The following is a 15,956-nucleotide window of genomic DNA, read 5'->3' on the forward strand; positions in this document are numbered from 1 at the left end:
ATGTCCCGACTCAATCCCCGGCAGCAAGAAGCCGTGAACTACGTCGGCGGCCCTCTATTGGTGCTCGCCGGTGCAGGCTCCGGCAAGACCAGCGTGATCACCCGCAAGATCGCGCACCTGATCCAGAACTGTGGCATCCGCGCCCAGTACATCGTCGCCATGACCTTTACCAACAAGGCGGCGCGGGAAATGAAAGAGCGCGTCGGCACCTTGCTCAAGGGTGGCGAAGGCCGTGGCCTCACGGTGTGTACCTTCCACAACCTGGGCCTGAACATCATCCGCAAGGAGCATGTGCGGCTGGGCTACAAGCCGGGCTTCTCGATCTTCGACGAGACCGACGTCAAGGCCCTGATGACCGACATCATGCAGAAGGAGTACGCGGGCGACGACGGCGTCGACGAGATCAAGAACATGATCGGCGCCTGGAAAAACGACCTGATCCTGCCGCCCGAAGCCCTGGAAAATGCACGCAACCCCAAGGAACAGACCGCCGCCATCGTCTACACCCACTACCAGCGCACGCTCAAGGCGTTCAACGCGGTGGACTTCGACGACCTGATCCTGCTGCCGGTGAAGCTGTTCCAGGAACACGCCGACATCCTCGAAAAGTGGCAGAACAAGGTGCGCTACCTGCTGGTGGACGAATACCAGGACACCAACGCCAGCCAATATTTGCTGGTGAAGTTGCTGATCGGCACGCGCAACCAGTTCACCGTGGTGGGCGACGACGACCAGTCGATCTACGCCTGGCGCGGCGCCCGCCCGGAAAACCTGATGCTGCTCAAGGATGACTACCCGTCCCTGAAAGTGGTGATGCTGGAGCAGAACTACCGCTCCACCAGCCGCATCCTGCGTTGCGCCAACGTGCTGATCTCGAACAACCCCCACGAGTTTGAAAAACAACTGTGGAGCGAGATGGGCCACGGCGATGAGATCCGCGTGATCCGCTGCCGCAACGAAGACGCCGAAGCCGAGCGCGTGGCCGTGGAAATCCTCAGCCTGCACCTGCGCACCGACCGCCCCTACAGCGATTTCGCGATCCTCTATCGCGGCAACTACCAGGCCAAGCTGATCGAACTGAAGTTGCAGCATCACCAGGTGCCGTATCGCCTGTCAGGCGGCAACAGCTTTTTCGGACGCCAGGAAGTGAAAGACCTGATGGCCTACTTCCGCCTGATCGTGAACCCGGACGACGACAACGCCTTCCTGCGCGTGATCAACGTGCCGCGCCGCGAGATTGGTTCTACTACCCTGGAAAAGCTCGGCAACTACGCCACCGAACGCAAGATCTCGATGTACGCCGCCACCGACGAAATCGGCCTGGGCGAACACCTGGACACGCGCTTCACCGATCGCCTGTCGCGCTTCAAGCGCTTCATGGACAAGGTGCGCGAGCAGTGCGCCGGCGAAGACCCGATCAGCGCCCTGCGCAGCATGGTCATGGACATCGACTATGAAAACTGGCTGCGCACCAACAGTTCCAGCGACAAGGCCGCGGATTACCGCATGGGCAACGTCTGGTTCCTGATCGAAGCGTTGAAGAACACCCTGGAAAAAGACGAAGACGGCGAAATGACCGTCGAAGACGCCATCGGCAAGCTGGTGCTGCGCGACATGCTCGAGCGCCAGCAGGAAGAGGAAGACGGCGCCGAAGGTGTACAGATGATGACCTTGCATGCATCCAAGGGCCTGGAATTTCCCTATGTGTTCATCATGGGCATGGAAGAGGAAATCCTCCCGCACCGCTCCAGCATCGAAGCCGACACCATCGAGGAAGAACGGCGTCTGGCCTACGTGGGCATTACCCGCGCACGTCAGACCCTGGCCTTCACCTTTGCCGCCAAGCGCAAGCAATACGGCGAAATCATCGATTGTGCCCCCAGCCGCTTCCTGGACGAATTGCCGCCGGATGACCTGGCCTGGGAAGGCAATGACGACACCCCGACCGAGGTGAAGGCCGTTCGCGGCAACACCGCCCTGGCGGATATACGCGCGATGTTAAAGCGCTAGAATCGACTACTTTTTAATCTACTTTCGGCGCACAACCCGCCATTAGAGGAAGCTTTCCGTGGAAGCACTGCACAAGAAAATTCGCGAAGAAGGCATCGTGCTTTCCGATCAGGTACTCAAGGTCGACGCCTTTCTGAATCACCAGATCGACCCGGCGCTGATGAAACTGATCGGCGACGAATTCGCCGCGCGGTTCAAGGACTCGGGCATCACCAAGATCGTCACCATCGAAGCGTCGGGCATCGCTCCGGCAATCATGACCGGTCTGAACCTTGGCGTACCGGTGATTTTCGCACGCAAGCAGCAGTCCCTGACCCTGACCGAAAACCTGCTGTCGGCGACGGTGTATTCCTTCACCAAGAAAGTCGAAAGCACCGTGGCGATCTCGCCGCGTCACCTGACCAGCAGCGACCGCGTACTGGTGATCGATGACTTCCTGGCCAACGGCAAGGCATCCCAGGCGCTGATTTCGATCATCAAGCAGGCCGGTGCGACCGTTGCCGGTTTGGGGATTGTGATCGAGAAGTCGTTCCAGGGTGGCCGTGCGGAGTTGGATGCGCAGGGTTATCGGGTTGAGTCGCTGGCGCGGGTGAAGTCGCTGGCCGGTGGCGTCGTCACCTTCATCGAGTAATTTGCTACGAGGTGAACACGGATCAAAATGTGGGAGGGGCTTGCCCCCGATAACAGTGGTTCAGCCAACACATTTGGGACTGATACGCCGCTATCGGGGGCAAGCCCCCTCCCACATTTGGCTTTGTGTTGGTTTTTAGTGTGCGGTTGCTTGTAAGCCAGCGAGCAATAGGCGCTGATAGAGATCCTCTTTCAGCCCCTCCGGTTTATCCAACCGCATCCGCCTCAAATGCGCTGGAAACGCCTCCGGCTCCGGGGCATCCAGCGCTGCCTTGCCCAACTCCAGAATCTCCGTCAGCTTGAATTTGCTCTTGAGCCAGTTCAATGCACGCAACAGGTCCCGCTCTTCATCCGTGAAGTCGCTGCCCAGCGGATATTCCGGGAACAAACGGCGGTGCCGCGCCTGGATACCCTGGAGCCGCTCCGGGGTGTTGTCGCTGAAGCGAGGATCGAGCTGGAAATCCTTGGGCAACTTGCCAGCCTTTTGCGCTTGTTCGATCAAGTCGGCCTGGAAGCGTGAATCGGTGATGTTGAGCAACGCCTCGATCACCTTGGCATCCGTCTGCCCACGCAGGTCGGCAATGCCGTACTCGGTGATGACGATGTCCCGCAGGTGGCGGGGAATGGTGCAATGCCCATACTCCCAGACGATATTGGAACTGACCTCCCCCGCCGACTCACGCCAACTGCGCAGGATCAGGATTGAGCGCGCGCCCTCCAGCGCATGCCCCTGAGCCACAAAGTTGTATTGCCCACCCACGCCGCTGAGCACGCGACCGTCCTCCAACTGGTCGGCCACGCCTGCGCCCAGCAACGTCACCGTGATCGCGCTGTTGATAAACCGTGCATCCTGGCGCTGCAGGCGCTTGAGCGCTTCCTGGCCGTACAGCTCGTTGATGTAGCTGATGCGGGTCATGTTGAATTCCAGGCGCTTGGCGTGGGTCATCTCCTGCAAGCGCTGGTAAAAACTGCGCGGCCCCAGGAAGAAACCGCCGTGGATCGAAACGCCGTCGGGCTGCGCCGCATCGTCCAGCAAACCGGCGTTGGCCTGTTCCTGAGTGGCCACATCCGGGTAGACCTTGCGCCGGATAATCCCCGCATCCGCCAGCACCAGCAGGCCGTTGACGAACATTTCGCTGCAACCGTAGAGCCCACGGGCGAAGGGATCGACACCACCTTCACGGCTGATCAGCGGGGCCCATTGATACACATCCAGGTCAGTCAGTAGCAGGCGATAAGCTTCGTTATCGGCCTGGCGCGCCAGCAAAGCGGCGGTCAGTGCGTCGCCCATGGAGCCAATACCGATCTGCAAGGTGCCTCCATCCCGCACCAGGGTGCTGGCGTGCAAGCCGATGAAATGGTCCTGGAACCCCACCGGCATGTTCGGCGTGGAGAACAACGTGCTGCTGTCCTTTGCATCGATCAGGTAGTCGAACGCGTCCATGCCCAACTCGGAGTCGCCCGGCATGTACGGCAACTCGGTGTGAACCTGGCCAACGATCAAAACGGTTTCGCCCGCTTCACGGCGCTTGGCGATCATGGGCAGCAGGTCGAGGGTGATGTCGGGGTTGCAGCTCAGGCTCAGGCGGTCCGGGTGTTCCGCGCTGCTCGCAACCAGTTGTGCCACCAGGTTCAGGCCGGCGGCGTTGATGTCGCGGGCGGCGTGGCTGTAGTTGCTGCTGACGTAATGCTGCTGGGCCGACGTGCTGTGCAGCAAACTGCCGGGCTGCATGAAGAACTGCTGCACATGGATATTCTTCGGGAGGCTGTCTGAGTGCAGCGCGGCGAGAAACTCCAGCTCTGGGTAATCACCAAACACTCGCTCGATAAAGGGTTCGAGAAAGCGCTTCTGCAAGCCATCGCCCAAGGTCGGGCGACCCAGGCTCAACGCGGTGTAAATCGTCAGCGCCCGCTCCGGCAGCTTGGCGATACGCCGGTACAACGCATTGGCGAAGAGGTTGGGCTTGCCCAGCCCCAGGGGCATGCCCATGTGGATATGCGCCGGTAGCCGCGCGAGTACGTCGTCAACTGCTTGCTCGATTGAACACAACTGCACCATCCGACCCTCCTGAACATTCCATGATTAGGGGTTGGACAGAGAGTGGCGGGTCTTTGCTGCAAAGAACAGCCTCAAAACACAAATTACGGGCACAAAAAAGCCGCTCGTAAGCGGCGTTTTTGGCGAAGATCGACGGTTAAAGGCCGGACATCTTCTTGATTGCACCTTTAAGCTCATCATCCGAGCAATCAGCACAGGTGCCTTTTGGCGGCATGGCGTTGATACCAGTGATTGCCTTGGCCAGGATGCCATCGAGGCCGCCCTGGTGGTCGGCGCGCTCTTTCCAGGCCGCGGTATCGCCAATTTTCGGCGCGTTCAACAGGCCGGTGCCGTGGCACGCGTTGCAGTGTTTGGCGATCACTTCATCTGGCGTTTTCGCTCCGCCGCCGCCGCCCGCTGCCACAGCGACTTCCATCCCCTTGCATTCCTGCCCCTGGACGCACACCTGGCCCACAGGCTCCAGGCGCTTGGCAATGTCATCATTGGTCGCAGCTTGAGCGCTGACAGCCCATAGGGCCAGTACGGTTGCTGGTGCAGCCAGCATTTTCATAATTAGATTCACGCGTTCACCCTCAATGGTGGCTATTCACGCCTGCGGCCACGGTTTCGCAGGCGGCGAAAGTATAACGGTTAGCCCGTCCGGCCGAAACAACCCTATTAAACAAAGGGAGATTCAGTCTCGCGGAATGCTGCTCGGGTGTCTCTGCAACGCTGGCAGGACGCCTCTTTTGTTAAAAGTTCGCGGGTGTGGCTGCGCTGATTAGTCGCGCCGGCACATCGAACGGATTACGGAAACGATGGGGCTTGGTGCTTTCAAAGTAGTAGCTATCGCCGGCTTCGAGCACAAAAGTTTCAAGACCGACCACCAACTCCAAACGGCCTTCCACCAGAATCCCGGTTTCTTCGCCCTCGTGGGTGAGCATTTCTTCGCCCGTATCGGCGCCCGGCGGGTAGATTTCGTTGAGAAACGCGATCGCCCGGCTCGGGTGAGCACGACCCACCAGTTTCATGGTGACGGCGCCATCAGAGATGTCGATCAGCTCATTGGCTTTATAGACGATCTGCGTCGGTATTTCCTGGAGGATCTCCTCGGAAAAGAACTCGACCATGGACATGGGGATGCCGCCCAGCACCTTGCGCAAGGAACTGATCGAGGGGCTGACACTGTTTTTTTCGATCATCGAAATGGTGCTGTTGGTGACGCCCGCGCGCTTGGCGAGCTCACGCTGGGAAAGACCCTTCAGCTTACGGATGGATTGCAGTCGTTCGCCGACGTCCAATGCGGGAGCCTCCTAGGATTCTGGCTTTGTTGTAATTGAGCGTTATCATGGCGACAGCGTTCAGTATTTACAACACTTGGGCCTAAATCCCAGGGAGCGGTGTTCGTACCTGACGGTCAAGCGCCGGAATAGAGCCTTGGCACACGACGCAGGTTGCAGAAGATCTGGTACGGGATGGTCTCGGCGGCGACGGCGACGTCACTGGCGAGGATGTTTTTGCCCCACAGCTCCACGGTGGAACCAAGACCCGCCTCAGGGACGTCCGTCAGATCAATGCACAGCATGTCCATGGACACGCGACCCAGCAATTGGCTGCGCTGCCCCGCCACCAGCACCGGCGTGCCGGTGGGCGCATGGCGCGGGTAGCCGTCGGCATACCCCATGGCAACCACACCGATACGCATCGGTTTGGGCGTGATGAACCGGGCGCCGTAACCCACCGGCTCGCCGGCTGGCAGTTCACGCACGCAGATCACTTTCGATTCCAGGGTCATCACCGGCTGCAAACGCGCGGCCAAGGCCTGGTCCTCACCAAACGGTGTGGCGCCATAAAGCATGATGCCCGGACGTACCCAGTCGCTGGATACGCTCGGCCAGCCCAGCACCGACGGCGAGTTGCGCAGGCTGACCTCAGCCACCAACCCTTGGCGCGCCGCATCAAACACCGCCACTTGCTCGTCGCTGCTGACGCAATCGAGCTCATCGGCGCGGGCAAAATGGCTCATCAACACAATCTTTGCGACTTTGCCGCTGGCCAGCAGGCGCTGGTAAGCCTCGTGGTAATCCTTGGGGTGCAGGCCAACGCGGTGCATTCCCGAATCCAGCTTGAGCCAGATGGTCAGCGGCTTGAGCAGGCTGGCCTGTTCGATGGCCTCCAGTTGCCACAGCGAATGCACCACGCACCAGAAATCATGCTCGACGATCAGCGGCAACTCGTCGGCTTCGAAAAAACCTTCCAGCAGCAGCACTGGCGCGCGAATACCGGCGGCGCGCAGCTCCAACGCCTCCTCGATACACGCCACGGCAAACCCATCGGCCTCGGCTTCCAGCGCCTGGGCGACGCGCACGGCACCATGGCCGTAGGCGTCGGCCTTGACCACCGCGAGGGCCTTGGCGCCCGTGACTTCACGGGCCAATTGGTAGTTGTGGCGCAGGGCTTGGAGGTCGATCAGGGCACGGGCAGGACGCATGGCGGCAGGCTTCTAGGCGGCAAAGTGAAGAAAAAACCGGCACCGATCAACAACCTCAGCACCGGAAGAGGGATCGTTGTTTAAGGCAGCGCGGCCACGACGGACAGCTCTACCAGGATTTCCGGTTCGCACAGCTTGGCCTCAACCGTGGCGCGGGCCGGGGCGACACCTTTGGGCAGCCACTTGTCCCACACCGCGTTCATACCCGCGAAGTCGGCGTCGATGTCCTTCAGGTAGATCGTCACCGACAGCAGCTTGGTTTTGTCGGTGCCGGCCAGGTCCAGCAAACGCTCGATATTGGCCAGGGTTTCACGGGTCTGCTGTTCGATCCCGGCGCTCATGTCGTCACCGACTTGCCCGGCCAGATACACGGTACCGCTGTGAACAACGATCTGGCTCATGCGCTCATTGGTGAGCTGGCGCTGGATTGACATGTTTTGCGGACTCCTGGTGGTTGCCATAACGGGAAATATCGAGGCCTTCGGCGCTGATCTGCGGCGTTTTCTTCGCCATCAGGTCGGCCAGCAAGCGACCAGAGCCACACGCCATGGTCCAGCCGAGGGTGCCGTGGCCAGTATTCAGGAACAGATTCTTGAACGGCGTGGCACCGACAATCGGCGTGCCGTCGGGTGTGGTCGGGCGCAGGCCGGTCCAGAAAGTGGCTTCGGTCAGATCGCCGCCCTGAGGATAAAGGTCGTTGACGATCATCTCCAGGGTTTCACGTCGCCGCGGGTTAAGCGACAGGTCAAAACCGGCTATTTCGGCCATACCGCCGACGCGGATGCGGTTGTCGAAACGGGTGATCGCGACCTTGTAGGTCTCATCCAGAATGGTCGAGGTCGGCGCCATTGCCGGATTGGTGATGGGCACCGTCAGCGAGTAACCCTTGAGCGGGTACACCGGCGCCTTGATCCCCAGCGGCTTGAGCAGCTTCGGCGAATAACTGCCGAGGGCCAGTACGTAGCGGTCGGCGGTTTCCAGCTTGCCGTCGATCCACACACCGTTGACGCGCTCGCCCGCGTAGTCGAGGCGCTGGATATCCTGTTCGAAGCGGAATTCCACGCCCAGTTGCTTGCACATTTCTGCCAGGCGGGTGGTGAACATCTGGCAATCGCCGGTCTGGTCATTCGGCAGACGTAAAGCACCGGCAAGGATATCGGTGACGCTGGCCAGGGCAGGCTCCACGCGGGCGATACCGGCGCGATCAAGCAGTTCGAACGGCACGCCGGACTCTTTCAAAACGGCAATGTCTTTAGCGGCGCCATCAAGCTGGGCCTGGGTGCGGAACAGCTGCGTAGTCCCCAGGCTGCGGCCTTCGTACCCAATACCGGTTTCCGCACGCAGTTCGTCGAGGCAGTCACGACTGTACTCGGACAGGCGCACCATGCGCTCCTTGTTCACCGCATAACGGCTGGCGGTGCAGTTGCGCAGCATCTGCGCCATCCACAGGTATTGGTCGATATCGGCGGTGGCCTTGATCGCCAGCGGCGCGTGGCGTTGCAGCAACCATTTGATGGCCTTGAGCGGCACGCCCGGCGCGGCCCATGGCGAAGCGTAGCCTGGGGACACCTGGCCGGCGTTGGCGAAACTGGTTTCCATGGCAGCGGCGGGCTGACGGTCGACTACGACGACTTCAAAGCCGGCCCGCGCCAAATAGTAGGCACTGGTCACACCAATGACGCCGCTACCCAAGACCAGAACGCGCATTTTTATATCCTCATCGCGGGCTTGGCCGCTGACGTGTGTTATTCGAGCAATGATGGGCGCAGTATAAAAAGCAATCGCCAGTGCATTTCACTATATAAATGCCTATATTTGGCGACAATTCTCGGCAAAAACCCTTTTCACAGAGGCGTATCCCCTATGCGTACCAACACCCAGACCAAGCGGGAGCTGGACAAGATCGACCGCAACATCCTGCGCATCCTGCAAGCCGACGGGCGAATTTCGTTCACCGAGCTGGGGGAAAAGGTCGGGCTCTCCACCACGCCGTGTACCGAGCGGGTGCGGCGGCTGGAGCGCGAGGGGATCATCATGGGTTATAACGCGCGGCTCAATCCGCAGCATTTGAAGGGGAGTTTGCTGGTATTTGTCGAGATCAGCCTCGATTACAAATCCGGCGACACCTTTGAAGAGTTCCGCCGCGCCGTGCTGAAACTGCCCCATGTGCTGGAGTGCCACCTGGTGTCGGGAGACTTCGACTACCTGGTGAAAGCGCGGATTTCCGAGATGGCCTCGTACCGCAAATTACTCGGCGACATCCTGCTCAAGTTGCCCCATGTGCGGGAATCGAAGAGCTATATCGTGATGGAAGAGGTGAAAGAGAGCCTTAACCTGCCTATTCCTGATTAAACCAGCACCTGCCGGGTACTCGCCATGTACTCATGGATCTGCTTCTCCACCCGAGGGTGAATCAGCTCTACGGGCCCGCGCCCATTGGGGCAAGGCAAGGTCTTGGTGGTGCCGAACAGCCGACAGATCAGCGGCCGCTCGTCATACACGGTGCAGCCGTTGGGGCCCAGGTGCACGCAGTTCAGCTCGTCCATCGCCGCGTCCTGCTCGGCGGCGGTCTTGCGTGGCAGGCGCGACATTTCCTCCGGCGAAGTGGTGACCGGCCCACAGCAGTCGTGGCAGCCGGGGACGCACTCGAACGAAGGAATCTGACGGCGCAGCGCGCTGATTTTCTGACTGTTGCAACTCATCGAAACACGTACCAAACGGCAAATAGAGGTGGATTCTGAAGCAAAACGCCCTGCGCAGACAGCCTCGTCCGACCGCTGTATCCTGCGTCAAATTTTCCAAACAGGGATGCTCCCCATGACTGCCAGCGCCCGGCACACCGCTTCCTACTACGCCGCCAGCAGCGTGCCGCAACCCGATTACCCAGCGTTGACGGGCGAAGTGAGCGCCGATGTGTGCGTGATCGGCGGCGGTTTCTCCGGGCTCAACACGGCCCTGGAGCTGGCGGAGCGCGGCTTCAGGGTGGTGCTGCTGGAGGCGCGCAAGATCGCCTGGGGCGCCAGCGGGCGCAATGGCGGCCAGTTGATTCGCGGTGTCGGTCATGGCCTGGAGCAGTTCACCAACGTGATCGGCACCGATGGCGTGCGCCAGATGAAGCTGATGGGCCTGGAAGCCGTGGAGATCGTGCGTGAACGCGTCGAACGCTACCAGATCCCCTGCGACCTGACCTGGGGCTACTGCGACCTGGCCAACAAGCCTCGCGACCTGCAAGGCCTGGCCGAAGACGCCGAAGAGCTGCGCAGCCTGGGCTATCGCCACGAAGTACGTCTGTTACAAGCGAGCGAAATGGGCAGCGTGATCGGCTCCGACCGCTATGTGGGCGGCATGATCGACATGGGTTCCGGCCACCTGCACCCGTTGAACCTGGCTCTCGGCGAAGCCGCCGCCGCGCAGCAATGGGGTGTGCAGTTGTTCGAACAGTCGGAAGTCACGCGTATCGACTACGGCCCCGAGGTCAAGGTGCACACCACCCAAGGCACTGTGCGCGCCAAGACCCTGGTACTGGCTTGCAATGCCTATCTCAATGGACTGAACCCGCAATTGAGCGGCAAGGTGCTGCCCGCCGGCAGCTACATCATCGCCACCGAGCCCTTGAGCCAGGCACAAGCCGCCAACCTGCTACCGCAGAACATGGCGGTGTGTGACCAGCGCGTGACGGTAGATTATTTCCGGCTGTCAGCCGACCGCCGTCTGTTATTCGGCGGCGCCTGCCACTACTCCGGACGCGACCCCAAGGACATCGGCGCCTACATGCGGCCAAAGATGCTGCAGGTGTTCCCACAGCTGGCCGACGTGAACATCGACTACCAATGGGGCGGCATGATCGGCATCGGCGCCAACCGCCTGCCGCAGATCGGCCGCTTGGCGGACCAGCCTAACGTGTATTACGCCCAGGCCTACGCAGGCCATGGCCTCAACGCCACGCACCTGGCGGGCAAGCTGCTGGCCGAAGCCATCAGTGGCCAGCAGCAGGGACGTTTCGACCTGTTCGCCCAGGTGCCGCACATCACCTTCCCCGGCGGCAAGCACCTGCGCTCGCCGCTGCTGGCCTTGGGAATGCTCTGGCACCGCCTCAAAGAGCTGGTCTGATCAATCACGCCAGAACGGTTTCAGGCCTTCCTGGCGGGCTTGCTCTGGGGTCAACCCGACATCGCGCAATTGCTCGCGGGTCAAGTGCAACAAGGCCTTGCGCGTATGGCGGCGGTGCCAGAACAGACCCCAGCGGCTGATCTCGCGCGGCGACGTCACCCGCTCTTGCCCAGCCTGCAACTCCTGACTGTGTAACATCAGCCGCACATCGCTCATGCCGTTCATTTTGCTGCCCCTCATTTGCTTGTTGCCATGAGTGACTAGAATGGGCGAGCAGGCAAAACCATTACAGATTCAACCCGCCTTTATTAAATCCATACAGACACTGCCTGTACGCGGCTGAATCCTGTATTTTCCCCCTATCTGTACTGGTCCCCCGGGAGCGACCGCCATGACGCTTTACGTCAACCTCGCCGAATTACTGGGCACGCGCATCGAGCAGGGTTTCTATCGCCCCGGTGATCGACTGCCGTCCGTACGCGCCTTGAGCGTGGAGCACGGGGTCAGCCTGAGCACCGTGCAGCAGGCGTATCGATTGCTGGAAGACAATGGCCTGGCGACGCCCAAGCCCAAGTCTGGGTACTTTGTACCGGTGGGCCGGGAGTTGCCGGCACTGCCCGAGGTCGGCCGCCCGGCCCAGCGCCCGGTGGAAATCTCCCAGTGGGACCTGGTTCTGGAGCTGATTCGCGCCGTTCCGCGCAAGGACGTCATACAGCTGGGTCGCGGCATGCCGGATGTATTGTCACCCACCCTCAAGCCCTTGCTGCGCAGCCTGGCTCGCGTCAGCCGGCGCCAGGATCTGCCGGGGCTGTATTACGACAATATCCTCGGCTGTATGGAACTGCGCGAGCAGATTGCCCGACTGTCACTGGATTCCGGCTGCCAGCTGACTGCCGAGGACATCGTGATTACCACCGGCTGCCACGAGGCGCTATCCGCCAGCATCCACGCCATCTGCGAGCCTGGCGATATCGTCGCGGTGGACTCGCCCAGCTTCCACGGCGCCATGCAGACCCTCAAGGGCCTGGGCATGAAAGCCTTGGAAATCCCCACCGACCCGATCACCGGCATCAGCCTCGAAGCCTTGGAACTGGCCCTGGAACAGTGGCCGATCAAGGTCATCCAGTTGACCCCCAACTGCAATAACCCGCTGGGCTACATCATGCCGGAAGCGCGCAAACGCGCGTTGCTGACCCTGGCCCAGCGCTTTGACGTAGCGATCATCGAAGACGATGTGTATGGCGAACTGGCCTACAGCTACCCGCGCCCGCGCACCATCAAATCCTTCGACGAAGACGGTCGCGTGCTGTTGTGCAGCTCATTCTCCAAGACCCTGGCGCCGGGCCTGCGCATTGGCTGGGTCGCGCCCGGCCGGTACCTGGAGCGGGTACTGCACATGAAGTACATCAGCACCGGCTCCACCGCCACGCAGCCGCAGATCGCCATTGCCGAGTTTCTCAAAGGGGGCCATTTCGAACCGCATTTGCGACGGATGCGCACACAATACCAGCGTAATCGCGACCTGATGCTCGACTGGGTCAGCCGCTACTTCCCTGCCGGCACACGCGCCAGCCGCCCACAAGGCAGCTTCATGCTATGGATAGAACTGCCGGAAGGTTTCGACACCCTCAAGCTCAACCGCGTGCTGGTGGAACAAGGCGTACAGGTGGCGGTGGGAAGCATCTTTTCCGCATCGGGCAAGTACCGTAACTGCCTGCGCATGAACTACGCTGCCAAGCCAACCGCGCAGATTGAAGAGGCCGTGCGCAAAGTCGGTGCTGCCGCGATCAAGATGCTGGCCGAAGTGGTGGACTGACCTTTCGCGAGAAATCGCCGTCATATGTCGACTACCGCCCTGACCTGGAAGCGACTCCCTTGATGATCCGACGGCTTTTACCGTTTTTCCTGTTGGGAGCCCTGGCCTTGAGCGGCTGCGCCACGGTGAGTACACCGCGCATACCCAGCGATGCCCTGCCGGCCGCCCAGTCGTCGTTCGGCCGCTCGATCCAGGCCCAGGCCGCGCCGTATCAAGGACGCTCGGGCTTTCGCCTGCTACCCAACAGCAGTGAAGCCTTTATGGCCCGCGCCGAGTTGATCCGCAACGCCCAGACCAGCCTCGACCTGCAGTACTACATCGTGCACGACGGCATCAGCACACGGATGCTGGTGGATGAACTGCTCAAGGCCGCCGACCGAGGCGTGCGCGTGCGCATCCTGCTGGATGACACTACCAGCGACGGCCTCGACCAGATCATCGCCACACTCGCCGCCCACCCCAAGATCGAGATTCGCCTGTTCAACCCTCTGCATCTGGGGCGCAGCACCGGTGTGACACGGTCAATGGGCCGGCTTTTCAATCTGTCGCTGCAACACCGGCGCATGCACAACAAGCTGTGGCTGGCGGACAACAGCGTGGCCATCGTCGGCGGGCGCAACTTGGGGGATGAGTATTTCGACGCCGAGCCCAACCTGAACTTCACCGATATCGACATGCTCAGCGTCGGGCCGGTGGCAGAACAACTCGGGCACAGTTTCGATCAGTACTGGAACAGCGCCCTGAGCAAACCCATTGATGACTTTGTCTCCAATATGCCCTCCAAAGGTGACCTGGCCGCCGCGCGCCTGGGCCTGGAAGCATCGCTGGCCGAGTCGCGCCAGCAGAAGCACGCGCTGTATGCACGCTTGCGCACCTACCAGACCCAGCCACGCATGGACACCTGGCGCCGCGAACTGATCTGGGCCTGGAACCAGGCACTGTGGGACGCGCCGAGCAAGGTCCTGTCCAAGGCCGACCCGGACCCGCACCTGCTGCTGACCACCCAACTGGCCCCGGAGCTGGAAGGCGTCAACCGTGAGCTGATCATGATCTCGGCGTACTTTGTGCCAGGGCAACCTGGGCTGGTGTACCTCACCGGCCGCGCCGATGCGGGTGTGTCGGTAAGCTTGTTGACCAACTCCCTTGAGGCTACCGACGTTCCGGCGGTACATGGCGGCTATGCACCGTACCGCAAGGCGTTGCTGGAGCACGGCGTGAAACTCTACGAATTGCGCCGCCAACCGGGCGATCCGAGCGCAGGCAGCGGGCCGCACCTGTTTCGTCGCGGCACGTTCCGTGGCTCGGACTCGAGCCTGCACAGCAAGGCGATGATCTTTGATCGGACGAAGTCGTTTGTGGGCTCTTTCAATTTCGACCCTCGCTCCGTGCTGTGGAACACCGAAGTCGGCGTGCTGGTGGACAGCCCGGAGCTGGCGGAACACGTGCGCAACCTGGCGCTGCAAGGCATGGCGCCGGCCTTGAGCTACGAGGCGAAGTTGCAGGACGGCAACGTGGTGTGGGTGACCGAGGACAACGGCCAACTGCATACCCTGACCCGTGAGCCGGGCAGTTGGTGGCGGCGGTTCAATGCCTGGTTCGCCACCTCGGTCGGCCTGGAGCGCATGCTCTAGGAACAGCGAGGATCAAGCCGGCTGAGCAGCACCAAATGCACCTTGGCGCAGCAACAGCACCACCAAACCCAAGGCCCCGACGGCCATCAGCAACGGCAGCGCGTGCCCGCTGATCCATTGGCTGCCGGCGCCGGCCACCAGCGGACCGATCAGGCAGCCGATTCCCCATAACTGCGCGATGTGGGCATTGGCACGCACCAGCGCATCGTCACGATAACGCTCGCCAATCAGAATCAGCGACAACGTGAACAACCCGCCAGCACTGGCGCCGAACAGCACCCATAGTGGCCAGATGAGCAGCGTGTGCATCAGCAATGGAATCGCCAGGCTCGATGCCAGCAACAGCAGTGCGCAACTCAAAAACAGCGTGCGTCGTGGCAGATAATCCGCCAGCGCACCGATGGGCAGTTGCAGCAGCGCGTCACCGACCACCACCGTGCTGACCATCGCCAAGGCAATTTCGGCAGTGAACCCCTGTTGCAGGCAATACACCGGCAGCAGCGTCAGGATCATCGCCTCAAACGCGGCGAACAGCGCCACCGCCCAGGCAATCGCCGGCAGGCTCAGGCAGAAGCGCCACAAATCCGCGAAGGTCACGCTGAACGATTCGGCACTGGGCGCACCGGAGCGACCCAGCAATGCCAGCGGAGCCACCACCAGCAGGCCAACGCCGACCCAGAAACCATAGTCATGGCCGGTACCGATCACGCCCAGCAGCAACGGCCCCGAGAGCTGGCTCAAGGCATAACTGCAGCCATACAGCGCCACCAGCCGGCCACGCCACTGCTCCACCACCAACTGGTTGATCCAGCTTTCACCAAGGATAAACACGATGGTCAGGATCACCCCGATCATCAGGCGCAGCACCAGCCATATCGGGTAGCTGGGCAGAATGGCCAGCAAACCGATGGACACCGCACCGGCCCAAAGGCACAGACGCATGAGGTTCGCGGTGCCGAGCCAGGCGGCCAGGCGGCTGGAGACCTTGGCGCCAAGCAATACGCCAAAGGCCGGCATGGCGGCCATTACGCCAATAGCGAAGCTGCCGTAGCCCCAGCCCTCAAGACGCAGGGAGACCAGAGGCATGCTGACGCCGAGGGCCAGGCCGACACTGAGTACCGAGGCCAGGACGGCGAAATAGGTCGCCCAACGCATTGCCACGCTCCTGTGGATAATCATGGGTTCACACAAAACAGTGTGGGAGGGGGCTTGCTCCCGATTGCGGTGGAT

Annotated in this window: 15 protein-coding genes; 6 read left to right on the forward strand and 9 right to left on the reverse strand. The window is 61.2% G+C overall.

Features of this window, described 5'->3' with window-relative positions; genetic code table 11:
- Together rep and ACHPFG_RS00010 are read left to right on the forward strand one after the other, a co-directional pair.
- Entirely contained in the window at positions 1 to 2,010 is a 2,010-nt protein-coding gene (gene rep / locus ACHPFG_RS00005) for a DNA helicase Rep (protein WP_027608306.1), read from the forward strand.
- A 58-nt stretch (positions 2,011 to 2,068) separates the two neighbouring features.
- Complete coding sequence (locus ACHPFG_RS00010; RefSeq protein ID WP_053258645.1) at positions 2,069 to 2,641, forward strand: xanthine phosphoribosyltransferase; 573 nt, start codon at positions 2,069 to 2,071, stop codon at positions 2,639 to 2,641.
- A gap of 135 nt (positions 2,642 to 2,776) precedes the next feature.
- Here the strand turns inward: ACHPFG_RS00010 and ACHPFG_RS00015 are convergent, their stop codons facing one another.
- The 6 genes from ACHPFG_RS00015 to dadA all read right to left on the reverse strand — a co-directional run bounded on the left by ACHPFG_RS00015 (position 2,777) and on the right by dadA (position 8,876).
- The gene (locus ACHPFG_RS00015; RefSeq protein WP_431701279.1) at positions 2,777 to 4,699 is read right to left on the reverse strand and encodes an acetyl-CoA hydrolase/transferase C-terminal domain-containing protein; all 1,923 of its coding nucleotides are present in this window, start codon (positions 4,697 to 4,699) and stop codon (positions 2,777 to 2,779) included.
- A 136-nt stretch (positions 4,700 to 4,835) separates the two neighbouring features.
- Complete coding sequence (locus tag ACHPFG_RS00020) at positions 4,836 to 5,249, reverse strand: c-type cytochrome (protein WP_090401453.1); 414 nt, start codon at positions 5,247 to 5,249, stop codon at positions 4,836 to 4,838.
- Positions 5,250 to 5,430: 181 nt separating this feature from the next.
- On the reverse strand, positions 5,431 to 5,979 hold the full coding sequence (locus ACHPFG_RS00025; RefSeq protein ID WP_003176893.1) for a cupin domain-containing protein: 549 nt from the start codon (positions 5,977 to 5,979) through the stop codon (positions 5,431 to 5,433).
- Between the two features lie 116 nt (positions 5,980 to 6,095).
- Entirely contained in the window at positions 6,096 to 7,169 is a 1,074-nt protein-coding gene (alr, locus tag ACHPFG_RS00030) for an alanine racemase (protein WP_431701280.1), read from the reverse strand.
- A gap of 80 nt (positions 7,170 to 7,249) precedes the next feature.
- On the reverse strand, positions 7,250 to 7,603 hold the full coding sequence (locus ACHPFG_RS00035) for a RidA family protein (protein ID WP_034116404.1): 354 nt from the start codon (positions 7,601 to 7,603) through the stop codon (positions 7,250 to 7,252).
- Entirely contained in the window at positions 7,575 to 8,876 is a 1,302-nt protein-coding gene (dadA, locus tag ACHPFG_RS00040) for a D-amino acid dehydrogenase (protein ID WP_131697635.1), read from the reverse strand. The genes ACHPFG_RS00035 and dadA overlap by 29 nt, the downstream gene beginning before the upstream one ends.
- A gap of 156 nt (positions 8,877 to 9,032) precedes the next feature.
- On the opposite strand from dadA, the gene ACHPFG_RS00045 reads away from it, so the two are divergent.
- On the forward strand, positions 9,033 to 9,521 hold the full coding sequence (locus ACHPFG_RS00045; RefSeq protein WP_003206849.1) for an Lrp/AsnC ligand binding domain-containing protein: 489 nt from the start codon (positions 9,033 to 9,035) through the stop codon (positions 9,519 to 9,521).
- Here ACHPFG_RS00045 and ACHPFG_RS00050 read toward each other — a convergent pair.
- Positions 9,518 to 9,871, reverse strand: a complete 354-nt coding sequence (locus ACHPFG_RS00050) for a YkgJ family cysteine cluster protein (protein WP_003176897.1) — start codon at positions 9,869 to 9,871, stop codon at positions 9,518 to 9,520. The two genes, ACHPFG_RS00045 and ACHPFG_RS00050, sit on opposite strands and share 4 nt — an antisense overlap.
- A 115-nt stretch (positions 9,872 to 9,986) precedes the next feature.
- Between ACHPFG_RS00050 and ACHPFG_RS00055 the strand changes: the two genes are divergently transcribed.
- Entirely contained in the window at positions 9,987 to 11,279 is a 1,293-nt protein-coding gene (locus ACHPFG_RS00055) for an NAD(P)/FAD-dependent oxidoreductase (RefSeq protein ID WP_431701281.1), read from the forward strand.
- On the opposite strand, the gene ACHPFG_RS00060 is transcribed toward ACHPFG_RS00055, so the two are convergent.
- On the reverse strand, positions 11,280 to 11,504 hold the full coding sequence (locus ACHPFG_RS00060) for a DUF1127 domain-containing protein (protein WP_431703537.1): 225 nt from the start codon (positions 11,502 to 11,504) through the stop codon (positions 11,280 to 11,282). It lies immediately after the preceding gene.
- Positions 11,505 to 11,670: 166 nt separating this feature from the next.
- Between ACHPFG_RS00060 and ACHPFG_RS00065 the strand changes: the two genes are divergently transcribed.
- Entirely contained in the window at positions 11,671 to 13,095 is a 1,425-nt protein-coding gene (locus ACHPFG_RS00065; RefSeq protein WP_431701282.1) for a PLP-dependent aminotransferase family protein, read from the forward strand.
- Positions 13,096 to 13,157: 62 nt separating this feature from the next.
- Positions 13,158 to 14,726 carry a phospholipase D family protein gene (locus tag ACHPFG_RS00070; RefSeq protein WP_431701283.1) on the forward strand — a complete coding sequence of 523 codons (1,569 nt, stop codon included), beginning with the start codon at positions 13,158 to 13,160 and terminating at the stop codon, positions 14,724 to 14,726.
- 12 nt (positions 14,727 to 14,738) lie between these two features.
- On the opposite strand, the gene ACHPFG_RS00075 is transcribed toward ACHPFG_RS00070, so the two are convergent.
- Complete coding sequence (locus ACHPFG_RS00075) at positions 14,739 to 15,881, reverse strand: MFS transporter (RefSeq protein WP_145337418.1); 1,143 nt, start codon at positions 15,879 to 15,881, stop codon at positions 14,739 to 14,741.
- Between the last annotated feature and the right edge of the window lie 75 nt (positions 15,882 to 15,956).

The sequence above is a fragment of the Pseudomonas sp. BR20 genome (genome assembly GCF_050780135.1).
Lineage (GTDB): Bacteria > Pseudomonadota > Gammaproteobacteria > Pseudomonadales > Pseudomonadaceae > Aquipseudomonas.

What these genes read in the sequence shown, in the direction of transcription:
- ACHPFG_RS00015 (WP_431701279.1), bottom strand. Translation starts at nt 4,699, where the DNA reads ATGGTGCAGTTGTGTTCAATCGAGCAAGCAGTTGACGACGTACTCGCG.
- rep (WP_027608306.1), top strand. Translation starts at nt 1, where the DNA reads ATGTCCCGACTCAATCCCCGGCAGCAAGAAGCCGTGAACTACGTCGGC.
- dadA (WP_131697635.1), bottom strand. Translation starts at nt 8,876, where the DNA reads ATGCGCGTTCTGGTCTTGGGTAGCGGCGTCATTGGTGTGACCAGTGCC.
- ACHPFG_RS00075 (WP_145337418.1), bottom strand. Translation starts at nt 15,881, where the DNA reads ATGCGTTGGGCGACCTATTTCGCCGTCCTGGCCTCGGTACTCAGTGTC.
- ACHPFG_RS00070 (WP_431701283.1), top strand. Translation starts at nt 13,158, where the DNA reads ATGATCCGACGGCTTTTACCGTTTTTCCTGTTGGGAGCCCTGGCCTTG.
- ACHPFG_RS00035 (WP_034116404.1), bottom strand. Translation starts at nt 7,603, where the DNA reads ATGTCAATCCAGCGCCAGCTCACCAATGAGCGCATGAGCCAGATCGTT.
- alr (WP_431701280.1), bottom strand. Translation starts at nt 7,169, where the DNA reads ATGCGTCCTGCCCGTGCCCTGATCGACCTCCAAGCCCTGCGCCACAAC.
- ACHPFG_RS00020 (WP_090401453.1), bottom strand. Translation starts at nt 5,249, where the DNA reads ATGAAAATGCTGGCTGCACCAGCAACCGTACTGGCCCTATGGGCTGTC.
- ACHPFG_RS00050 (WP_003176897.1), bottom strand. Translation starts at nt 9,871, where the DNA reads ATGAGTTGCAACAGTCAGAAAATCAGCGCGCTGCGCCGTCAGATTCCT.
- ACHPFG_RS00060 (WP_431703537.1), bottom strand. Translation starts at nt 11,504, where the DNA reads ATGAACGGCATGAGCGATGTGCGGCTGATGTTACACAGTCAGGAGTTG.
- ACHPFG_RS00055 (WP_431701281.1), top strand. Translation starts at nt 9,987, where the DNA reads ATGACTGCCAGCGCCCGGCACACCGCTTCCTACTACGCCGCCAGCAGC.
- ACHPFG_RS00065 (WP_431701282.1), top strand. Translation starts at nt 11,671, where the DNA reads ATGACGCTTTACGTCAACCTCGCCGAATTACTGGGCACGCGCATCGAG.
- ACHPFG_RS00045 (WP_003206849.1), top strand. Translation starts at nt 9,033, where the DNA reads ATGCGTACCAACACCCAGACCAAGCGGGAGCTGGACAAGATCGACCGC.